The sequence below is a fragment of the Streptomyces sp. NPDC027189 genome, from assembly GCF_055566975.1.
In genome coordinates, this window is sequence record NZ_JBVHRI010000020.1 from 1 (window position 1) to 14,125 (window position 14,125).

Genomic DNA, 14,125 nt, shown 5'->3' on the forward strand with positions numbered 1-14,125 from the left:
AACACATCGCCTTCCCCCTCGAACTGACCGCAGCAGCTTGACGACTTGGCATCGTGAGATGTCTACCTCGATCAGCGTTGGCAGGAAGGCTGCACGAATGCTTGGAAACTGTGGGAGGAGATCAAGGAACAGGGCTATCCCCGGGGCTACGCCAGCGTCCGTGACTACGTCAGCAGGACTCTTCGCGGCAAGCCCCAACCGGTCGGCCCCCGGCCGCCATCAGCCCGAGCCGTCACACGCTGGATCCTCACCCACCCCGACGCCCTACCCGAAGGCGATTGGGTCCAGCTCAAAACCGCCTTGGCCAACTGCCCCGAATTGACGACGCTCGCCGAGCACGTGCGCTCCTTCGCCCACATGCTCACCAACCTGCAAGGCGACCGACTCCCCGAATGGATCGAAGCGGCCAGCGCCACCACCGAACTGCCCAGCCTCCGCCACTTCGCTCAGCACCTCCTTCGCGACCTCGACGCCGTCACCGCCGGTCTCACCCTCCCCTGGAACTCCGGCGTCGTGGAGGGCCATGTCAACAGGATCAAGATGCTCAAGCGCCAGATGTTCGGCCACGCAGGATTCGAACTCCTCCGCAAGCGGGTTCTATTGGCGTGACCGTGCGTTACAGGACCACACGAAGTGAACCAGAGCCGGGACTCACTGATAAAGCCACCCATCGGGCCCAGCCACGGCGGCTACTGACTGACGACGTCGACATCCGGCTCCCGATCACGCTGGCTGTGCGGCGGGAAGCGGTTACCCACCCCGCCGTACGGACCGTGCGCGACGCCCTGCACCAGGAAGTCGCCGACCGCATCACCGAACTGATCCCTCAGTAGCTCCCGGTGCGATTCCCCGGACCCGACTGGTCCAGTCGGGGACCGGACTGGCAGAGCTCCAGCGCAAGTTGATCGCGGTTCCGGCGATGTCGCTGCCGATGCAACGGGCAGCAGCAGCGACATCAGCTCGGCGTGGTATCCGTGGCGGGTCGTCCGCTCGAGCGGGTTGATGGCGATCCACTCGACGCCGACCCTGCTATGGCCCGGTCCCACTTCGGCTCAGTATGCCGGTCAGGACCAGGCCCTTGGGCGCCCGGCGACGTTCAGGGCGTAGGCGCGCAGGCTCGTGTTCCTTTCTGCCGAGCGTCGTTCAGAGCACCGGCACCGTGCCGGTGAGGGACGGGTAGTCGGTGTAGCCCTGGTGGTCGCCGCCGTAGGCCTTGCTCAGGTCGGGCTCGGCGAGCTCGGCGTCAGCCGCGAGCCGGGCGACCAGGTCCGGGTTGGAGATGTAGAGGCGGGCGAAGGAGACGGCGTCGGTCTTCCCGTTGTCGACGAGGCCGAGCCGGCGCGTCTGTCCGGCGGTGTCGGCGTCGGCGGGGTTGAGGATGAATGTGCCGGACCAAGCAGCGCGGAGTACCGGCGTCAGGGAGGGGTCGCCTGCCTCGACGAGGTGGAGGTAGGCGAGTCCGAGCTTGTCGAGCTCGGCGACCAGTAGGGGGTACAGCGTGGTGTGGTCGTCCTCTGCGGTGTCGCCCAGGCCATTGGCCGGGGAGAGCCGGATGCCGGTGCGGTCGGCGCCGATGGCCGCTGCGACGGCCTTGGCGACTTCCAGCGTGAAGCGGATCCGGTTTTCGGGTGAGCCGCCCCAGCGGTCGGTGCGCTGGTTGGCGTTGGTGGTCAGGAACTGGTGGAGGAGGTAGCCGTTGGCGCCGTGGATCTCGACGCCGTCAAATCCGGCGGCGATGGCGTTGCGGGCCGCGCTAGCAAAGTCGGCGATGGTTGCGGCGATCTGCTCCTCGGTCAGCTCGTCGGGAACGACGTGCTCATGCAGCCCGGTCGGCGTGAAGATCTGGCCGGCCGCCTTGACGGGGGACGGGCCGACTGGGGTGAGAGCGCCGTGGCCGACGGCCTCCGTGGTGCTCGGGTGGCCGATGCGTCCGGTGTGCATGAGCTGCGCGACGAGCGTTCCGCCGGCCGTGTGCACGCTGTCGGTCACCTTCCGCCACGCGGCGACCTGCTCGTCGGAGTGCAGGCCGGGCGTGAACGGGTAGCCCTGGCCGATCGCGGACGGCTGGATGCCTTCGGTGATGACCAGCCCGGCGGTCGCGCGCTGGGCGTAGTAGGTGGCCGTGTCCGCCGTGGGCAGTGTTCCGTTGGCGCGGCTGCGGGTCATCGGTGCCATCACGATCCGGTTGCGCAGCTTCAGGCTGCCGGCGGTCATGGGCTCGAACGCGGTGGTCATGGGGTCTCCAAGATTCAGAATGGTCAGACTCTTAGCCGAACAACTAACTCTGGGAAGCCTATTCCTTGGCCGGTCAACTTTTTTCCCGAGAGTACGATCGTGGCATGCGAGAACAGGCAACGGAGCAGGTCACGCCCCTGATGGTGGGGGCGGTCAGCCACGCGATCTTCCGGGTAGCCCGACTTCACAAGGCGCTCGCGGGCAAGCTGCTGCGGGAGAGCGGGCTGCACCCGGGGCAGGAGCTAGTGCTGATGGTCCTGTGGGACCACGGCCCGCAGCGTCAGGTCGACCTGGTCGAGGCGATCGAGTCGGACGCTCCGACGATGGCCCGCAGTATTTCCCGGATGGAAAAGGCGGGGCTCGTACGCCGCAGCCCGTCGCCCACGGACGGCCGTGCGGTGATCGTCGAGGCAACGGAGGCCAGCCTGACGCTGCGCGCGAAGGTGGACGGTGCATGGGCGGAACTGGAGCGGCTGACCACTACAGGTCTCAGTGCAGCCCAGCAGGCTGAGATCCTGGCGAACCTCGGCCTGCTGGAGTCCGTGCTGGCGGATGTAAGTCACTGAGCTTCGAGCAGGGCCCGCGCGGCCGGGGCGATCTCCTCACCGTATCGGCGGATTAGATCGGGGTCGTCGCTCATCAGGATGAAGGTGTCGATGCCGCGCACCAGGCCTAGCTCGGCCAGGGCCTCGGGACGCGCAAGGTCCGGTCCGATGTTCAGCATCCGGCGGATCGCCGCCGGGTCGCGGTCGGCAGCGACTGCGGCATCGTCGATGCGCTTGTTCGCCTCGGTGACAGCGTCCAGGGAATCGAGGTAGCTCAGCGTGGGCAGCCAGCCGTCCGCGCGTGTGCCGACGAGGCGGAGGCTGCGCGGCTTGTAGGCACCGAGCCAGACCGGGATCCGGTGGGCTGGAGCCGGGCCGCGCTTGGCGCCGGCGAGGCGATAGAAGTCGCCCTCGAAGCGCGCTCCAACTCGCTGCTCGGTGTCCCACAGTTGCCTGACGACAGTGACCGCCTCGTCGAGTGCTGTGACGGCCTGCGCGGGACTTCGGCGGGGGCCGCCCATGCCGACGATCCCCTCCCAGAATGCTCCTGAGCCAAGAGCCAGCGCGAACCGCCCCCCGGAGAGCAGGTCCAGGGACGCGCCTGCCCGCGCGAGCATGGCGGGCAGGCGGAGCGGGAGGTTCGTGACGTTGAGGACAGGGTCACCCGGCTGGTGCGCGCAGCGACGAATGACAGCAATGTCCAGGAGTCGAGGAACGCTGGCTGGTATGGATGGTCCTGGAAGGTCACCAGGTCCAGCTCCGACTGTTCGGCGAGGACCGCCAGCTCGACGGGCGAGCGGGGATGTGCGGCGGCCGGGGTGATAAAGGCTCCGAACTCGGCGGGGCGACGAAGGGCACTCACCGGCCCCACCCCCTTCCTGCAGTTGCGGCCGCTGCGGGCCGGCGGCAGGGCTGTGATGGCGAGGGCGGGGCGGCGGCCTGCTGTGGCTAGGGCCGCCACCGCGCAGCGGAGGGGTCAGCCACAGGGCCTCCCGTTCCGGTCCGCCGCGACATGGCATGCATGAAACTCTCCTTGCATAGGAGCGCTGAGTCCGGTCAGACCATATCCATGCCACGGTCGACAGTGTCTGGCCGCTGATGATGTCGGCGGCGAGAGGGCGAGGGAAGACCACCAGGCCCACCGAGCGGGGTTTTTTACTCCAGTTGGGGGTATTCAGGGTGGGTCGACGCCCGGACAGGCGGTCCGAACGCGGTCAGACCAGGCATCGACCGTCAGCTCGGGCTGACTGGAGCCTAACCACGGGGGTGCGAGACGCGCTACGGAGGCTCATGTTTCGCTCTGTCGGCCAAGACGGCGTTGAGGGCCGGTCGTTCTGGCCCGCACAGGCCTTGCCACGTTGGGGTGGACGGGGCCGTCCGGGATGTGCGTGGGGCGGCGGGCGTCGAATTCTCGCCGGAGCACAGGCAGGATTTCGCCGAACAGGTCGAGTTGCTCCAGCACCTTCTTCTCCGGCACTCCGCCGGCATCAAGGTTGAACAGCTGGCGCTGGTAGTCGCCGAAGGTGTCTCGGAAGGACAGTGTCTTGTCGATGACCTGCTGCGGGCTGCCGACCGTCAGGGGCGTCTGCTCGATGGCGTTCTCCAGAGACGTGCCGCTGTACACGGGTATGCTGCGGAAATACGGGAGGTAGTCCCGCATGGCCTCCTGAGAGTTGCGATGCATGAACACATGGCCGCCGAGGCCTACTATCGCCTGATCAGCGCTACCGTGCCCGTGGTGCTCGAAGCGCTGCCTGTACAGATTCACCAGGCCGACGAAGTGCTGCCGGGGGAAGAAGATGTGGTTGGCGAAGAATCCGTCGCCGTAGTACGCGGCTTGTTCGGCGATCTCCGGACTGCGGACGGAACCGTGCCAGACGAAGGGCGGCACTCCCCCGAGTGGGCGCGGCGTGGAAGTGAAGCCCTGCAACGGAGTGCGGAACTTGCCCTCCCAGTTGACGACGTCATCTCGCCACAACCGGTGCAACAAGGCGTAGTTCTCGATGGCGAGGGGTATTCCCTCGCGCACGTCCTTGCCGAACCACGGATAGACCGGGCCGGTGTTGCCGCGGCCCATCATGAGGTCCACCCGCCCGTCCGCGAGGTGCTGCAGGACCGCGTAGTCCTCAGCGATTTTCACCGGGTCGTTGGTCGTGATCAGCGTCGTGGACGTGGACAGGATGATCCGCTCGGTCCGCGCGGTGATGAAGCCGAGCAGAGTCGTCGGCGACGATGCCACGAACGGCGGGTTGTGATGCTCGCCAGTGGCGAAGACGTCGAAGCCGACCTCCTCCGCCTTGATCGCGATGCGGGTCATCATCCGCAGCCGATCCCGCTCGGCCATGGGTTGACCCGAAGCGGGGTCAGCTCGGACATCGCCGATGGTGAAAACACCGAACTGCATCTCGCCTTTCCTCCTTCACTGCGTTGAACGTGTCGAGCGGCAGGATAACCGTCGATAGATGTCCGAACAACTAAATCTCGCTGGACGTTCCCGGGCCGGGAAAACCATGGCGCCAATCCCCATATGCCCTGATGAGCGGCGGACGCCGGGCCCAAGATGGCAGTGATTGTCCGGTCAAGTACCGTGGGGTGCTGGCAAGATGTTCCCGCTCTCCGCAACAGGCGACAGGGACTGGAGTGATCTGCAGCCTGCCCGGAATGGGCACTCAGCTCGGTGCCGAGTTCATCGCCGCCACCGGCGGCCACATGACCGCCTTCGCGAGCGCCGACCGTCTTGCCGGCTACGGAGGCGTGGCCCCCGCTGCCCGCGACTCCGGCCGCATCAGCGGCAACCACCACCGCCCGCGGCGCTACCACCGCGGCCTGCTGCGGGTGTTCTACCTGTCGGCGATGGCGAGCCTCAAATCCTGTCCAGCGTCGCGGACCTACTACGACCGCAAGCGCGCCGAAGGCAAGGGGCACAAGCAGGCCCTGATCGCGCTCGCACGGCGGAGAGTGAACGTCCTCTGGGCGATGATCCGTGACGGAGCGTGCTACCAATCCGAACCGAGTGTTGCACCCGCGGTTTGACAACAACGGCTTCATTGGGATGTTCTCTACGCTCAGTGATCACGAAGGACAGCCGTGCCCGCACTGCCATCTTGCCTGCTCGAACCCCTCTGGAACCAGTTTGTGGCGCTCCTGCCTGCTCGGGAGGAGTTCGCCGCGGGCCACCCGCTTGGCTGCCACCGCCGCCGTGTCTCCGACCGGACTGTGTTCGAGCACGTGGTGCTCGCTTTGGTCCATGGCTCGGGCTACGAACGGGTCTCCAGCCCCGGATGCTCTGACCGGACCATCCGTCGACGTGTCAAAGAGTGGGCTGAGCAGGGGATATCCGAAGTGGTGCACGTTCTCGCCCTGGAAGCGTACGACCGGATGATCGGCCTGGAACTGTCCGAGATATCCGTGGACGGTTGCATCACCAAGGCCCCGTGCGGCGGCCAGAGTGCGGGCCGGTCTCCGGTGGACCGCGGGAAACAGGGCCTGAAACGCTCGGTCGCCACTGATGCCCGCGGCGTCCCGCTCGGCCTGGTCGCGGCGGGAGCCAACCGCCATGACTCGCCCCTGCTCGGACCGACTCTCCACGCAGCAATGGGCCAGGTCGGGCCCCTGCCGGACGAGGTGAACGTCAACCTCGACCGGGGCTATGACAGCAACACATCCCGCGTTCTGCTCCGGGAGCTGGGCTTCACCGGTGAGATCGCCCGTAAGGGCGTGCTCGCCCCGATCCAGGCCGGCAAGCGGTGGGTCGTGGAACGAACGCACTCGTGGATGAACAGCTAAGGCAAGCTACGACGCTGCACCGAGAAGAGCAGCACCGTCGTCGAGTTCTACCTCCACCTGGCCGCAGCACTCGTCACGCTCCGCATGCTGATCCGCCACGCCACCATTCGCTACCGCTGGGATCAGCGTCGCACCACACGCCGCCTCAAGTGATCCATTTGCCGGTCGGTCTAAATTCCACTTCGACGCCCACGCGGACACGGCAGACATCCAGTTCGGCTCGCTCGTCGCCCACGGCACGCCGATGCGTCGGCTGGTCGAGTCCGGGGCTCTTCGGGGCGATCGCTTCCTGCAGGTCGGGCTCCGCGGATATTGGCCCGACGAGCCGGTTCTGGCATGGATGGCGCAGCACAAACTGCGTTCCTTCGAGATGACCGAGATCGTCGAGCGAGGGCTCGACGACTGTCTCACCGAGGCGTCGGGTATCGCGCTGGACGACTGCGAAGGAGTGTTCCTCTCGATCGACGTCGACGTCGTCGACCCTGGTTCCGCTCCTGGCACCGGCACGCCGGAACCGGGTGGCCTCTCCTCGCGTCAACTTCTCGACGCTGTGCGTCGCCTGTGCTACGAACTCCCCGTGGTGGGGCTCGACCTCGTAGAGGTCTCTCCGCCCTTCGACCACGCCGACGTCACCGCCCTGCTGGGCAACCGCGTCATTCTCGAGGCGCTCTCAGCGATCGCCCGGCGCCGCAAGGATCAACGCGAGGGCACCGCCTGGGACCGACGCGAACCCCTGCTCCACGGCCGGGAGGCTGAAGAGCAGCTCGCCCGCATCGCGAATGGCCGGCTCCGCGGACACCACCACGGACACTGATCCCGGTCGTCACAGGGAGAGTTCCTCGACTGCCACGAGTCCTGGTAGTCCTCCCGGTGCCCGCGACACCTCGGTCCAGATCGTCTTGCCGGACGGTGTGTAACGGGTACCCCATCGTTCAGTGAGCTGCGCAACGAGGAAAAGCCCTCGTCCCCCTTCGTCCTCCATGGCCGCCCGTCGAAGGTAGGGGGACGTGTGGCCGCTGTCTGAAACCTCGACGATCAGGCCATGTTCTCGGATGAGACGGAGACGGACTGGTGCGCCGCCGTACCGGATGGCGTTGGTGACCAGTTCACTGACGACGAGTTCGACGACGAAGGTCGTCTCGTCCTCCATGTTCCATTCAGCGAGTTTGTCGCAAGCCAGGGACCGGGTGCGGGCCACTTCGCCGGCCTCGGCGGGGATGTCCCACGTCGCCACCAGATGCTCGTCGAGGGAGTGCACTCGCACCAGGAGGAGAGCTGCGTCGTCGTCAGGTGGAACGGGGAGCAGGGTGCTGATGACCTCCTCGCAAGTCTGCTCCAGGAGTTGGGCGCGCGAACGCGAGAGCGTGTCGCACAGGGCCTGTACGCCTGCGTCGACGTCCTGGTCGCGGCGTTCGACGAGCCCGTCGGTAAAGAGGGCCAGCAAGCTGTCTTCGGGCAGTTCGATGTCAGTGCTCTCGAACGGCAGGCCGCCGAGGCCCAGGGGCGGACCGGCCGGCAGGTCCACAAGCTTGGCGTGTCCGTCATGCGTGACCAGGACTGGTGGTGGATGCCCGGCCCGTGCCAAGACGCAGTGCCGGGAGACTGGGTCGTAGACGGCGTAGAGGCAGGTCACACCCAGTGCCTGGTCCTCGTCGTCCAACGGCTGGGGCGCCCCGGTGCGGGCCACGAGATCGTCGAGACGGGAGAGCAGTTCGTCCGGTGCGAGGTCGAGCGCCGCGAGAGCTGCCACGGTGGTACGCAGACGTCCCATGGTGGCGGCGGCCCGCATGCCGTGCCCTGCGACGTCGCCGACGATCAGCCCCACTCTCGCGCCGGAGAGCGGGATCACGTCGTACCAGTCGCCGCCGACACCGACTGGCCCCGCCGCGGGCAGGTAGCGATGCGAGATCTCTACTCCGGTCGGTTGAGGCAACGTGCGTGGCAGAAGATCCTTCTGCAACATCAGCGCAGTCGCGTGTTCGAGGGTGTACCGGCGTGCGTTGTCCAGGCACACCGCGGTACGGGAGACCAGTTCCCACGCGAGAGCGATTTCCTCTTCGTCGAAGGCATCGCGTGGTGGGACCCGGGCGAAGGTCGCCAATCCGAGGACGGCGCCCCGGGCCGTCAGCGGTGCAGTGAGCGAGCCGGTCACGGGGTCGCTCACAGGTAGTCCCTCGGCCAGGCAGCGCCGAACCTCACCTCCGGCACCGCTGCTCGGGCGCCGGGCGTCGCATCGCACGATCGTAGGGCTACCCGGCGCAGGCTCGGCTCCGCGGTGCCGTCGTAGGGCGGAGGCTCCAGGCCGCTCAGCACCGGTTCGAGCACGTCCACCGTGACCGTGTCCGCGAATTCGGGCACCACCAGCTGCGCCAGATCCTCGGCCGTCTGTCGGATGTCCAGCGTGCCGCCGATGCTGCCAGTCGCCCGGCTCAGCAGAGCCAGACGCCGGCGCGCCACATAGCGGTCGGTGACATCGAACCCGACCTCGCAGACGCCGGTCGGCCGGCCTGCGTCGTCCTGCAAACGGAAGTAGGAGAACGACCAGACGTGCTCATGACGGGGGTCCGACTGGGGCGTGCTCCGGTAGCGGATGTCGATCACGGGCTCGCCGGTGTGCAGGGCCCTCCGTATGGGCTCCTCGACGTCCAGGACTGTCTCACCCTCCTCGCTGAGGAGCACTCCGTCCGGTATGACCTCCGGCAGGCGCCGCCCAGCGACCTCGTCCGAGGTGACGCCGAACTGCTTTTCGACCGCAGTGTTGATCCAGGCGACCCGGGCGTCGGTGTCGTAGACGCTCAGAGTCACGGGTGTCTGGTGGAACAGCCCGGCAAGTATGGCCTGGTCCATCGCGCACTGACGCAGCGATTCCACGTTCATCGCCACCATGAGCCAGACGGTTTGTGCCGGATCGAGTGGGCGCACGCTCAGTGCCACGGGCACCGTTCGTCCATCGCGCTGGCGCACCCGCCGGATTCCGCGGATTCCCGCCGGGGCCGGTTCCCCGAGCGGACGGTCGTCAGCAGGGGCACCATCATCCGCCACGACCTCGCCCAGCACCTCGGCGGCGGGGCGGCCCTGCACCTCGTCCGACGTGTAGCCGAACATGGTCTCGGCTTCACGGCTCCAGGCCACAAACCGCATCCGACTGTCCAGTACCGCGGTCGCGCGCCCGGCCATCAGGCAGCCAGGGCCTGGATCGTAGTCCGTGCCCGGCATGGTGTTGTGAGAGCCGATGAGAGTCATCTGCCCGTCCCAGTGCTGCGCGTGATCCGGGAGTCACCCAGACAGAATCACTGTACTGCTGACGACCCCGGCTGGGTCTTGAGCCGTTTGGTATCTGCCGCCCGAACTTGTCTGGGCTGCTCGGCAGGGAGGTCTGCCCCCCAACAGGTTCCCGTGGGCTGCTTAGGCGTGATCAAGCGTCGCGACGAGTAGCGGGTGGTGTTGCCGCCGGTGCCCTCACCAAACCTTGGTGGGTCGTGAACCGTGACAGCACAGTGCTTTCTAGACTGCGCCGTTCGCGGCGGGCGCACGGGCGTCTGTCACCCCGCGCGGCAGCGCCGATCTGACACAGAAGATGTGTGCCCCCCAACTGCCCAGCCAAGAGCAGGACTTGGATGAGCGCCACTCAAGGGGCCTCGCGGACCCGTGAACTCGTCGAGGTACCAAGATTTTCCCGTTCGGCGTTGGTGACGGCGAGCCGACCGAGGCTGTGCTGATGTCGGCGCCGAGGAATGGCAGTTCCGGTGGTGTACCGGATGTTGCGAGAGCGCCGGCTGCCGCGCGAGGCAGCGGGGCCTCTGCCACATGGCCCGACCACCGCGCGGCTCCCGGACGGCCCCTAAAACGCTCGGCAGGACGGTTTCGGCCAGGAACCATCAATCCCGAGCCGTCACGCATCAGCCGTCCCGCCTGAAGACATTTCCGCAGGACATGATCACGAAGGGCGACCGCCACCAGCAGCGAAGAATCCGCTGGTCAGCCCCCGCCCCTGGCAGCCGACCACCGCCACTCAGTGCTTCTTCAGCGGCTCATCGGCCCGACTGCTTGCCGCGCCACCCCCATCCGCAAGGCGAACCAGCACGCGACCTCATACCACCCTGACCAGCGGCAACACGCTCAACAGTCTGAAAGGGTGCGGATTCGACCCGGATTCGCCCCGAGGGGCCCCAGACTCCCAAACGAACAGTAGTTGACCTGCAGTGATGCTGATTCTTGCCGCTGTACCGAGCATCCGCCGACAGAGGAGTCTCACAATTGAAACTAAGTGGACATTGTTGGGCGATTAACGCCACGCTGCGAGTAGTCGCGCTCGCCGTCGCCGCCTCCGGCTCCCCCGAGCTCGAACCGAATGGCCGCACCACGCGGCACTCCACTCTGGCGATCAGAGGTTGACAGTACAAGGCTCTGACCAGCCTCTTTACAGAAGTTCTTCCGCCTGACAGAAGCCGCCTTGCCGAGCCGGTGCAAGCCTCACGACCCTGATTCCAACCACGGGACGCGGGGCGAGGACGCCCCGCCGACAGGGACGGGAACTGCCATGCCGCACATCACCGCTTTTGCCAGAAACCAGTGGTACGTCGCCGCCTACTCACGCGAGGTCGGGCGTGAGCTGCTTGGCCGGACGATTCTCGGCGAACCGCTCGTCTTCTATCGCACCGAGGACGACGGGACGGCCGTCGCCCTGTCCGACCGCTGCGTGCACCGCCGCTTCCCGCTCTCGGAGAGCCGGCTCGACGGCGACAGGATCGTGTGTGGGTACCACGGGTTCACGTACGACACGACGGGCGCCTGCGTGTATGTGCCCGGCCAGAAGCGGATACCGCGCACGGCGCGTGTGGCCTCGTACCCGGTCGTCGAGCTGGACTCGTTCGTCTGGGTCTGGGTCGGCGACCCGGCCCTCGCCGACCCGGGGGCCATCCCGCGGGCCCGGCACATGGACTCGCCGGACTGGACCACGGTGTCCGGCATGGAGCCCATCGACGCCGACTACGGCCTCCTCGTCGACAACCTGCTGGACCTCTCCCACGAGACCTATCTGCACGGCGGTTACATCGGCACGCCCGAGGTCGCCGAGACGCCGATCAGCACCGAGGTCGACGAGGGCGCGGGCATCGTGCGGGTCAGCCGGCACATGGACGACGCCGAGTGTCCGCCGTTCTACGCCCGTTCGACGGGCATCGAGGGCCGCATCACGCGCTGGCAGGACATCGAGTACTTCGCCCCGTGCCTGTATCTGCTGCACAGCCGCATCGCACCGGTCGGTGTGCTGCCCGAGGCGGACGGCACCGACCCGAACGCCTTCCACACCGAGATCACGTACGCGATCACGCCGTCCGGCGACGGCACGGTGTACGACTTCTGGGCGGTCTCCCGGGACTTCGCCCGCGACGACGAGGAAGTCACCACGTTCCTGCGGGACTTCAACCACACCGTCGTGATGCAGGACGTCGACGCGCTCAACCTGCTGCAGAAGACGCTGGGCACCGAGCGCACCGGCTACCAGGAGCTGAGCATCAACATCGACACCGGAGGTCTCGCCGCCCGACGCATCCTCGCGCGTCTGGTCGAGGAGGGCGACAAGCCGATGGAGAAGGTCCAGTGACGAGCCCGACCGGCGAGGTCTACCGCGTCGACTGGCTCCCGGGCACCGACATCCTGCACGGCACCTGCCACTGCGGCGCCGAGCACACCGCCCAGGACCCGATCGAGATGTGGGAGTGGATGCTCGCCCACCCCGAAGGCCACACACCCGAAGGACACGCACCGCAAGGACGCAGTTCATGACCTCCTACGAAGCCGAACTCGTCGTCGGGCGGCGGGAGTCCGCGGCCGACGGCGTGCTCGCCCTGACCCTGCGCCACCCGCTCGGCGAGGAACTCCCCTCCTGGGAGCCGGGCGCCCACATCGACGTCGTGCTCGGGCCGGGCCTGGAGCGGCAGTACTCGCTGTGCGGTGACCCGTCGGAACGTCGTGCGTGGCGGATCGCGGTGCTGCGGGAGCCGGACGGGCGCGGTGGATCCTCGTACGTGCACGAGCAGTTGGGCCAGGGCGACAAGGTCCGGGTACGCGGTCCGCGCAACCACTTCGGCCTCCGGCCCGCGCCCGGCTACCGCTTCATCGCGGGCGGCATCGGCATCACACCGATCCTGCCGATGCTGGCCGCGGCGCAGGCGGCGGGCGCGGAGTGGACGCTGCTGTACGGCGGTCGGACGCGCCAATCCATGGCATTCGCCGAGGAGTTGAGCCGCCGCTACGGGGACCGGGTGCGGATCGCTCCCCAGGACGAGACGGGGCTGCTGGACCTGGCGTCCGTGCTCGCGGAGGTCCCCGGGGGCACGCTCGTCTACTGCTGCGGTCCCGGCCCCCTGCTGGACGCGGTGGAGGAGATGTGCCCGAGCGGGCTGCTGCACGTCGAGCGGTTTCAGCCGAAGGTCCAGGAGAGCGGCCAGGACGGCGAGTTCGAGGTCGTGCTGGAGCGCACCGGCCGCACGGTGACCGTCCCCGCCGGCGTCTCCGTCCTCGACACCGTGCGGGCCGCCGGTGTCGAGGTGCTCTACTCCTGCACCGAGGGCACCTGCGGGACCTGCGAGACGGACGTCCTCGAAGGGACCCCGGACCACCGGGACTCGGTGCTCACGGACGAGGAGCGGGAGGCGGGCGAGACGATGCTCATCTGCGTGTCCCGCTGTCTCGGGAAGCGGCTCGTGCTGGACCTGTGAGCCGGAGGTCCCGGAGGTCCGCCTCGATGCGGGCCACGGTCGCCAGCAGGTGGGGCAGCAGATCGCGGCGTACGGACGCCACGGAGTTGCGGCTCGCGTGCACCGGGATGTTCACCGCCGCCACCACCTCGCCGTCCCGGTCCCGCACCGGGGCGGCGACCGAGCGCAGCCCCTCCTCCAGCTCCTGGTCGACGATGGCGTACCCCTGACGGCGTACGCGGCTCAGTTCCGCTTTGAGCAGCTCGGCCGAGACAATGGTGCGCGCCGTCAGGGGCCGCAGTTCGGCGCGGGCGAGCCGGGCGTCCACCTCCTCGTCCGGCAGATGGGCGAGGATCACCCGGCCCACGGAGGTGACATGGGCCGGGAAGCGCGTGCCGACGGTGATGCTCGCGGTCATGATGCGGCAGGTGGGCACGCGCGCCACGTACACGATGTCGTCGCCATCGAGGAGGCAGAGCGAGGACGACTCCCCCACCAGGACAGCGAGTTGCTCCAGATGCGGTTGGGCGAGTTCCGGCAGTGTGCTGCCGGAGAGGTAGGCGTAGCCGAGCTCCAGCACGCGCGGGGTGAGCCGGAACATCCGGCCGTCCGTGTGGACGTATCCGAGGTCGACGAGGGTCAGCAGGAAGCGACGGGCCGCCGCGCGGGTCAGGTCGCAGGCGCGCGCGACCTCACTGAGCGTCAGTTCCGGGTGGTCAGCGCCGAAGACGCGGATGACGGCGAGGCCGCGTTCGAAGGACCGGACGAAGTGGGGCGCGCGGGCTGCCGCAGGCATCGTCGCCTCCAGGTGGACGTACGGAGCGCGTTCTCCGGTCAGGCCGGGAGTGCGCTTCGATA

The 14,125-nt window shown here is 67.7% G+C and carries 11 protein-coding genes and 3 pseudogenes; 8 read left to right on the forward strand and 6 right to left on the reverse strand.

Features of this window, described 5'->3' with window-relative positions; all coding sequences use genetic code 11:
• The first annotated feature begins 243 nt into the window (after window positions 1-243).
• On the forward strand, window positions 244-609 hold the full coding sequence (locus tag ACZ4RZ_RS35530) for an ISL3 family transposase (protein ID WP_467751146.1): 366 nt from the start codon (window positions 244-246) through the stop codon (window positions 607-609).
• A 534-nt stretch (window positions 610-1,143) separates the two neighbouring features.
• On the opposite strand, the gene ACZ4RZ_RS35535 is transcribed toward ACZ4RZ_RS35530, so the two are convergent.
• Entirely contained in the window at window positions 1,144-2,235 is a 1,092-nt protein-coding gene (locus ACZ4RZ_RS35535) for an alkene reductase (protein ID WP_467750967.1), read from the reverse strand.
• A 104-nt stretch (window positions 2,236-2,339) separates the two neighbouring features.
• Between ACZ4RZ_RS35535 and ACZ4RZ_RS35540 the strand changes: the two genes are divergently transcribed.
• The gene (locus tag ACZ4RZ_RS35540; protein WP_467750968.1) at window positions 2,340-2,801 is read left to right on the forward strand and encodes a MarR family winged helix-turn-helix transcriptional regulator; all 462 of its coding nucleotides are present in this window, start codon (window positions 2,340-2,342) and stop codon (window positions 2,799-2,801) included.
• Here ACZ4RZ_RS35540 and ACZ4RZ_RS35545 read toward each other — a convergent pair.
• Together ACZ4RZ_RS35545 and ACZ4RZ_RS35550 are read right to left on the reverse strand one after the other, a co-directional pair.
• Window positions 2,795-3,741 (reverse strand): annotated as a pseudogene (locus ACZ4RZ_RS35545) (LLM class flavin-dependent oxidoreductase). The gene ACZ4RZ_RS35540 and the pseudogene ACZ4RZ_RS35545 sit on opposite strands and share 7 nt — an antisense overlap.
• A 327-nt stretch (window positions 3,742-4,068) precedes the next feature.
• The gene (locus tag ACZ4RZ_RS35550) at window positions 4,069-5,184 is read right to left on the reverse strand and encodes a CE1758 family FMN-dependent luciferase-like monooxygenase (protein WP_467750969.1); all 1,116 of its coding nucleotides are present in this window, start codon (window positions 5,182-5,184) and stop codon (window positions 4,069-4,071) included.
• Between the two features lie 236 nt (window positions 5,185-5,420).
• On the opposite strand from ACZ4RZ_RS35550, the pseudogene ACZ4RZ_RS35555 reads away from it, so the two are divergent.
• The 3 genes and pseudogenes from ACZ4RZ_RS35555 to ACZ4RZ_RS35565 form a co-directional block, all read left to right on the forward strand.
• Window positions 5,421-5,813: pseudogene (locus tag ACZ4RZ_RS35555) on the forward strand (transposase); the annotation flags it as partial.
• Between the two features lie 54 nt (window positions 5,814-5,867).
• A pseudogene (locus tag ACZ4RZ_RS35560) lies at window positions 5,868-6,719 on the forward strand (IS5 family transposase).
• Window positions 6,688-7,380, forward strand: coding sequence for an arginase family protein (locus ACZ4RZ_RS35565; protein WP_467751147.1), 693 nt, complete (start codon window positions 6,688-6,690; stop codon window positions 7,378-7,380). The pseudogene ACZ4RZ_RS35560 and the gene ACZ4RZ_RS35565 overlap by 32 nt, the downstream one beginning before the upstream one ends.
• Before the next feature lie 9 nt (window positions 7,381-7,389).
• On the opposite strand, the gene ACZ4RZ_RS35570 is transcribed toward ACZ4RZ_RS35565, so the two are convergent.
• Window positions 7,390-8,730 (reverse strand): SpoIIE family protein phosphatase, encoded by a 1,341-nt coding sequence (locus ACZ4RZ_RS35570; RefSeq protein ID WP_467750970.1) that lies wholly within the window; start codon window positions 8,728-8,730, stop codon window positions 7,390-7,392.
• Window positions 8,727-9,782, reverse strand: coding sequence for a PAS domain-containing protein (locus ACZ4RZ_RS35575; RefSeq protein WP_467750971.1), 1,056 nt, complete (start codon window positions 9,780-9,782; stop codon window positions 8,727-8,729). The genes ACZ4RZ_RS35570 and ACZ4RZ_RS35575 overlap by 4 nt, the downstream gene beginning before the upstream one ends.
• Before the next feature lie 1,324 nt (window positions 9,783-11,106).
• Between ACZ4RZ_RS35575 and ACZ4RZ_RS35580 the strand changes: the two genes are divergently transcribed.
• The 3 genes from ACZ4RZ_RS35580 to ACZ4RZ_RS35590 are packed head-to-tail and all read left to right on the forward strand — an operon-like array spanning window position 11,107 to window position 13,288.
• Window positions 11,107-12,171, forward strand: coding sequence for an aromatic ring-hydroxylating dioxygenase subunit alpha (locus tag ACZ4RZ_RS35580; RefSeq protein ID WP_467750972.1), 1,065 nt, complete (start codon window positions 11,107-11,109; stop codon window positions 12,169-12,171).
• Complete coding sequence (locus ACZ4RZ_RS35585) at window positions 12,168-12,353, forward strand: hypothetical protein (protein WP_467750974.1); 186 nt, start codon at window positions 12,168-12,170, stop codon at window positions 12,351-12,353. Before ACZ4RZ_RS35580 ends, ACZ4RZ_RS35585 begins: the two co-directional genes overlap by 4 nt.
• Window positions 12,350-13,288: a PDR/VanB family oxidoreductase gene (locus ACZ4RZ_RS35590; protein ID WP_467750975.1), complete on the forward strand. Its 939-nt coding sequence runs from the start codon at window positions 12,350-12,352 to the stop codon at window positions 13,286-13,288. Before ACZ4RZ_RS35585 ends, ACZ4RZ_RS35590 begins: the two co-directional genes overlap by 4 nt.
• On the opposite strand, the gene ACZ4RZ_RS35595 is transcribed toward ACZ4RZ_RS35590, so the two are convergent.
• The gene (locus tag ACZ4RZ_RS35595) at window positions 13,239-14,063 is read right to left on the reverse strand and encodes an IclR family transcriptional regulator domain-containing protein (RefSeq protein ID WP_467750976.1); all 825 of its coding nucleotides are present in this window, start codon (window positions 14,061-14,063) and stop codon (window positions 13,239-13,241) included. The genes ACZ4RZ_RS35590 and ACZ4RZ_RS35595 overlap by 50 nt on opposite strands.
• Window positions 14,064-14,125: the final 62 nt, after the last annotated feature.

Coding starts and splice junctions, on each gene's coding strand:
- ACZ4RZ_RS35580 (WP_467750972.1), top strand. CDS start 11,107: ATGCCGCACATCACCGCTTTTGCCAGAAACCAGTGGTACGTCGCCGCC.
- ACZ4RZ_RS35550 (WP_467750969.1), bottom strand. CDS start 5,184: ATGCAGTTCGGTGTTTTCACCATCGGCGATGTCCGAGCTGACCCCGCT.
- ACZ4RZ_RS35540 (WP_467750968.1), top strand. CDS start 2,340: ATGCGAGAACAGGCAACGGAGCAGGTCACGCCCCTGATGGTGGGGGCG.
- ACZ4RZ_RS35535 (WP_467750967.1), bottom strand. CDS start 2,235: ATGACCACCGCGTTCGAGCCCATGACCGCCGGCAGCCTGAAGCTGCGC.
- ACZ4RZ_RS35575 (WP_467750971.1), bottom strand. CDS start 9,782: ATGCCGGGCACGGACTACGATCCAGGCCCTGGCTGCCTGATGGCCGGG.
- ACZ4RZ_RS35590 (WP_467750975.1), top strand. CDS start 12,350: ATGACCTCCTACGAAGCCGAACTCGTCGTCGGGCGGCGGGAGTCCGCG.
- ACZ4RZ_RS35595 (WP_467750976.1), bottom strand. CDS start 14,063: ATGCCTGCGGCAGCCCGCGCGCCCCACTTCGTCCGGTCCTTCGAACGC.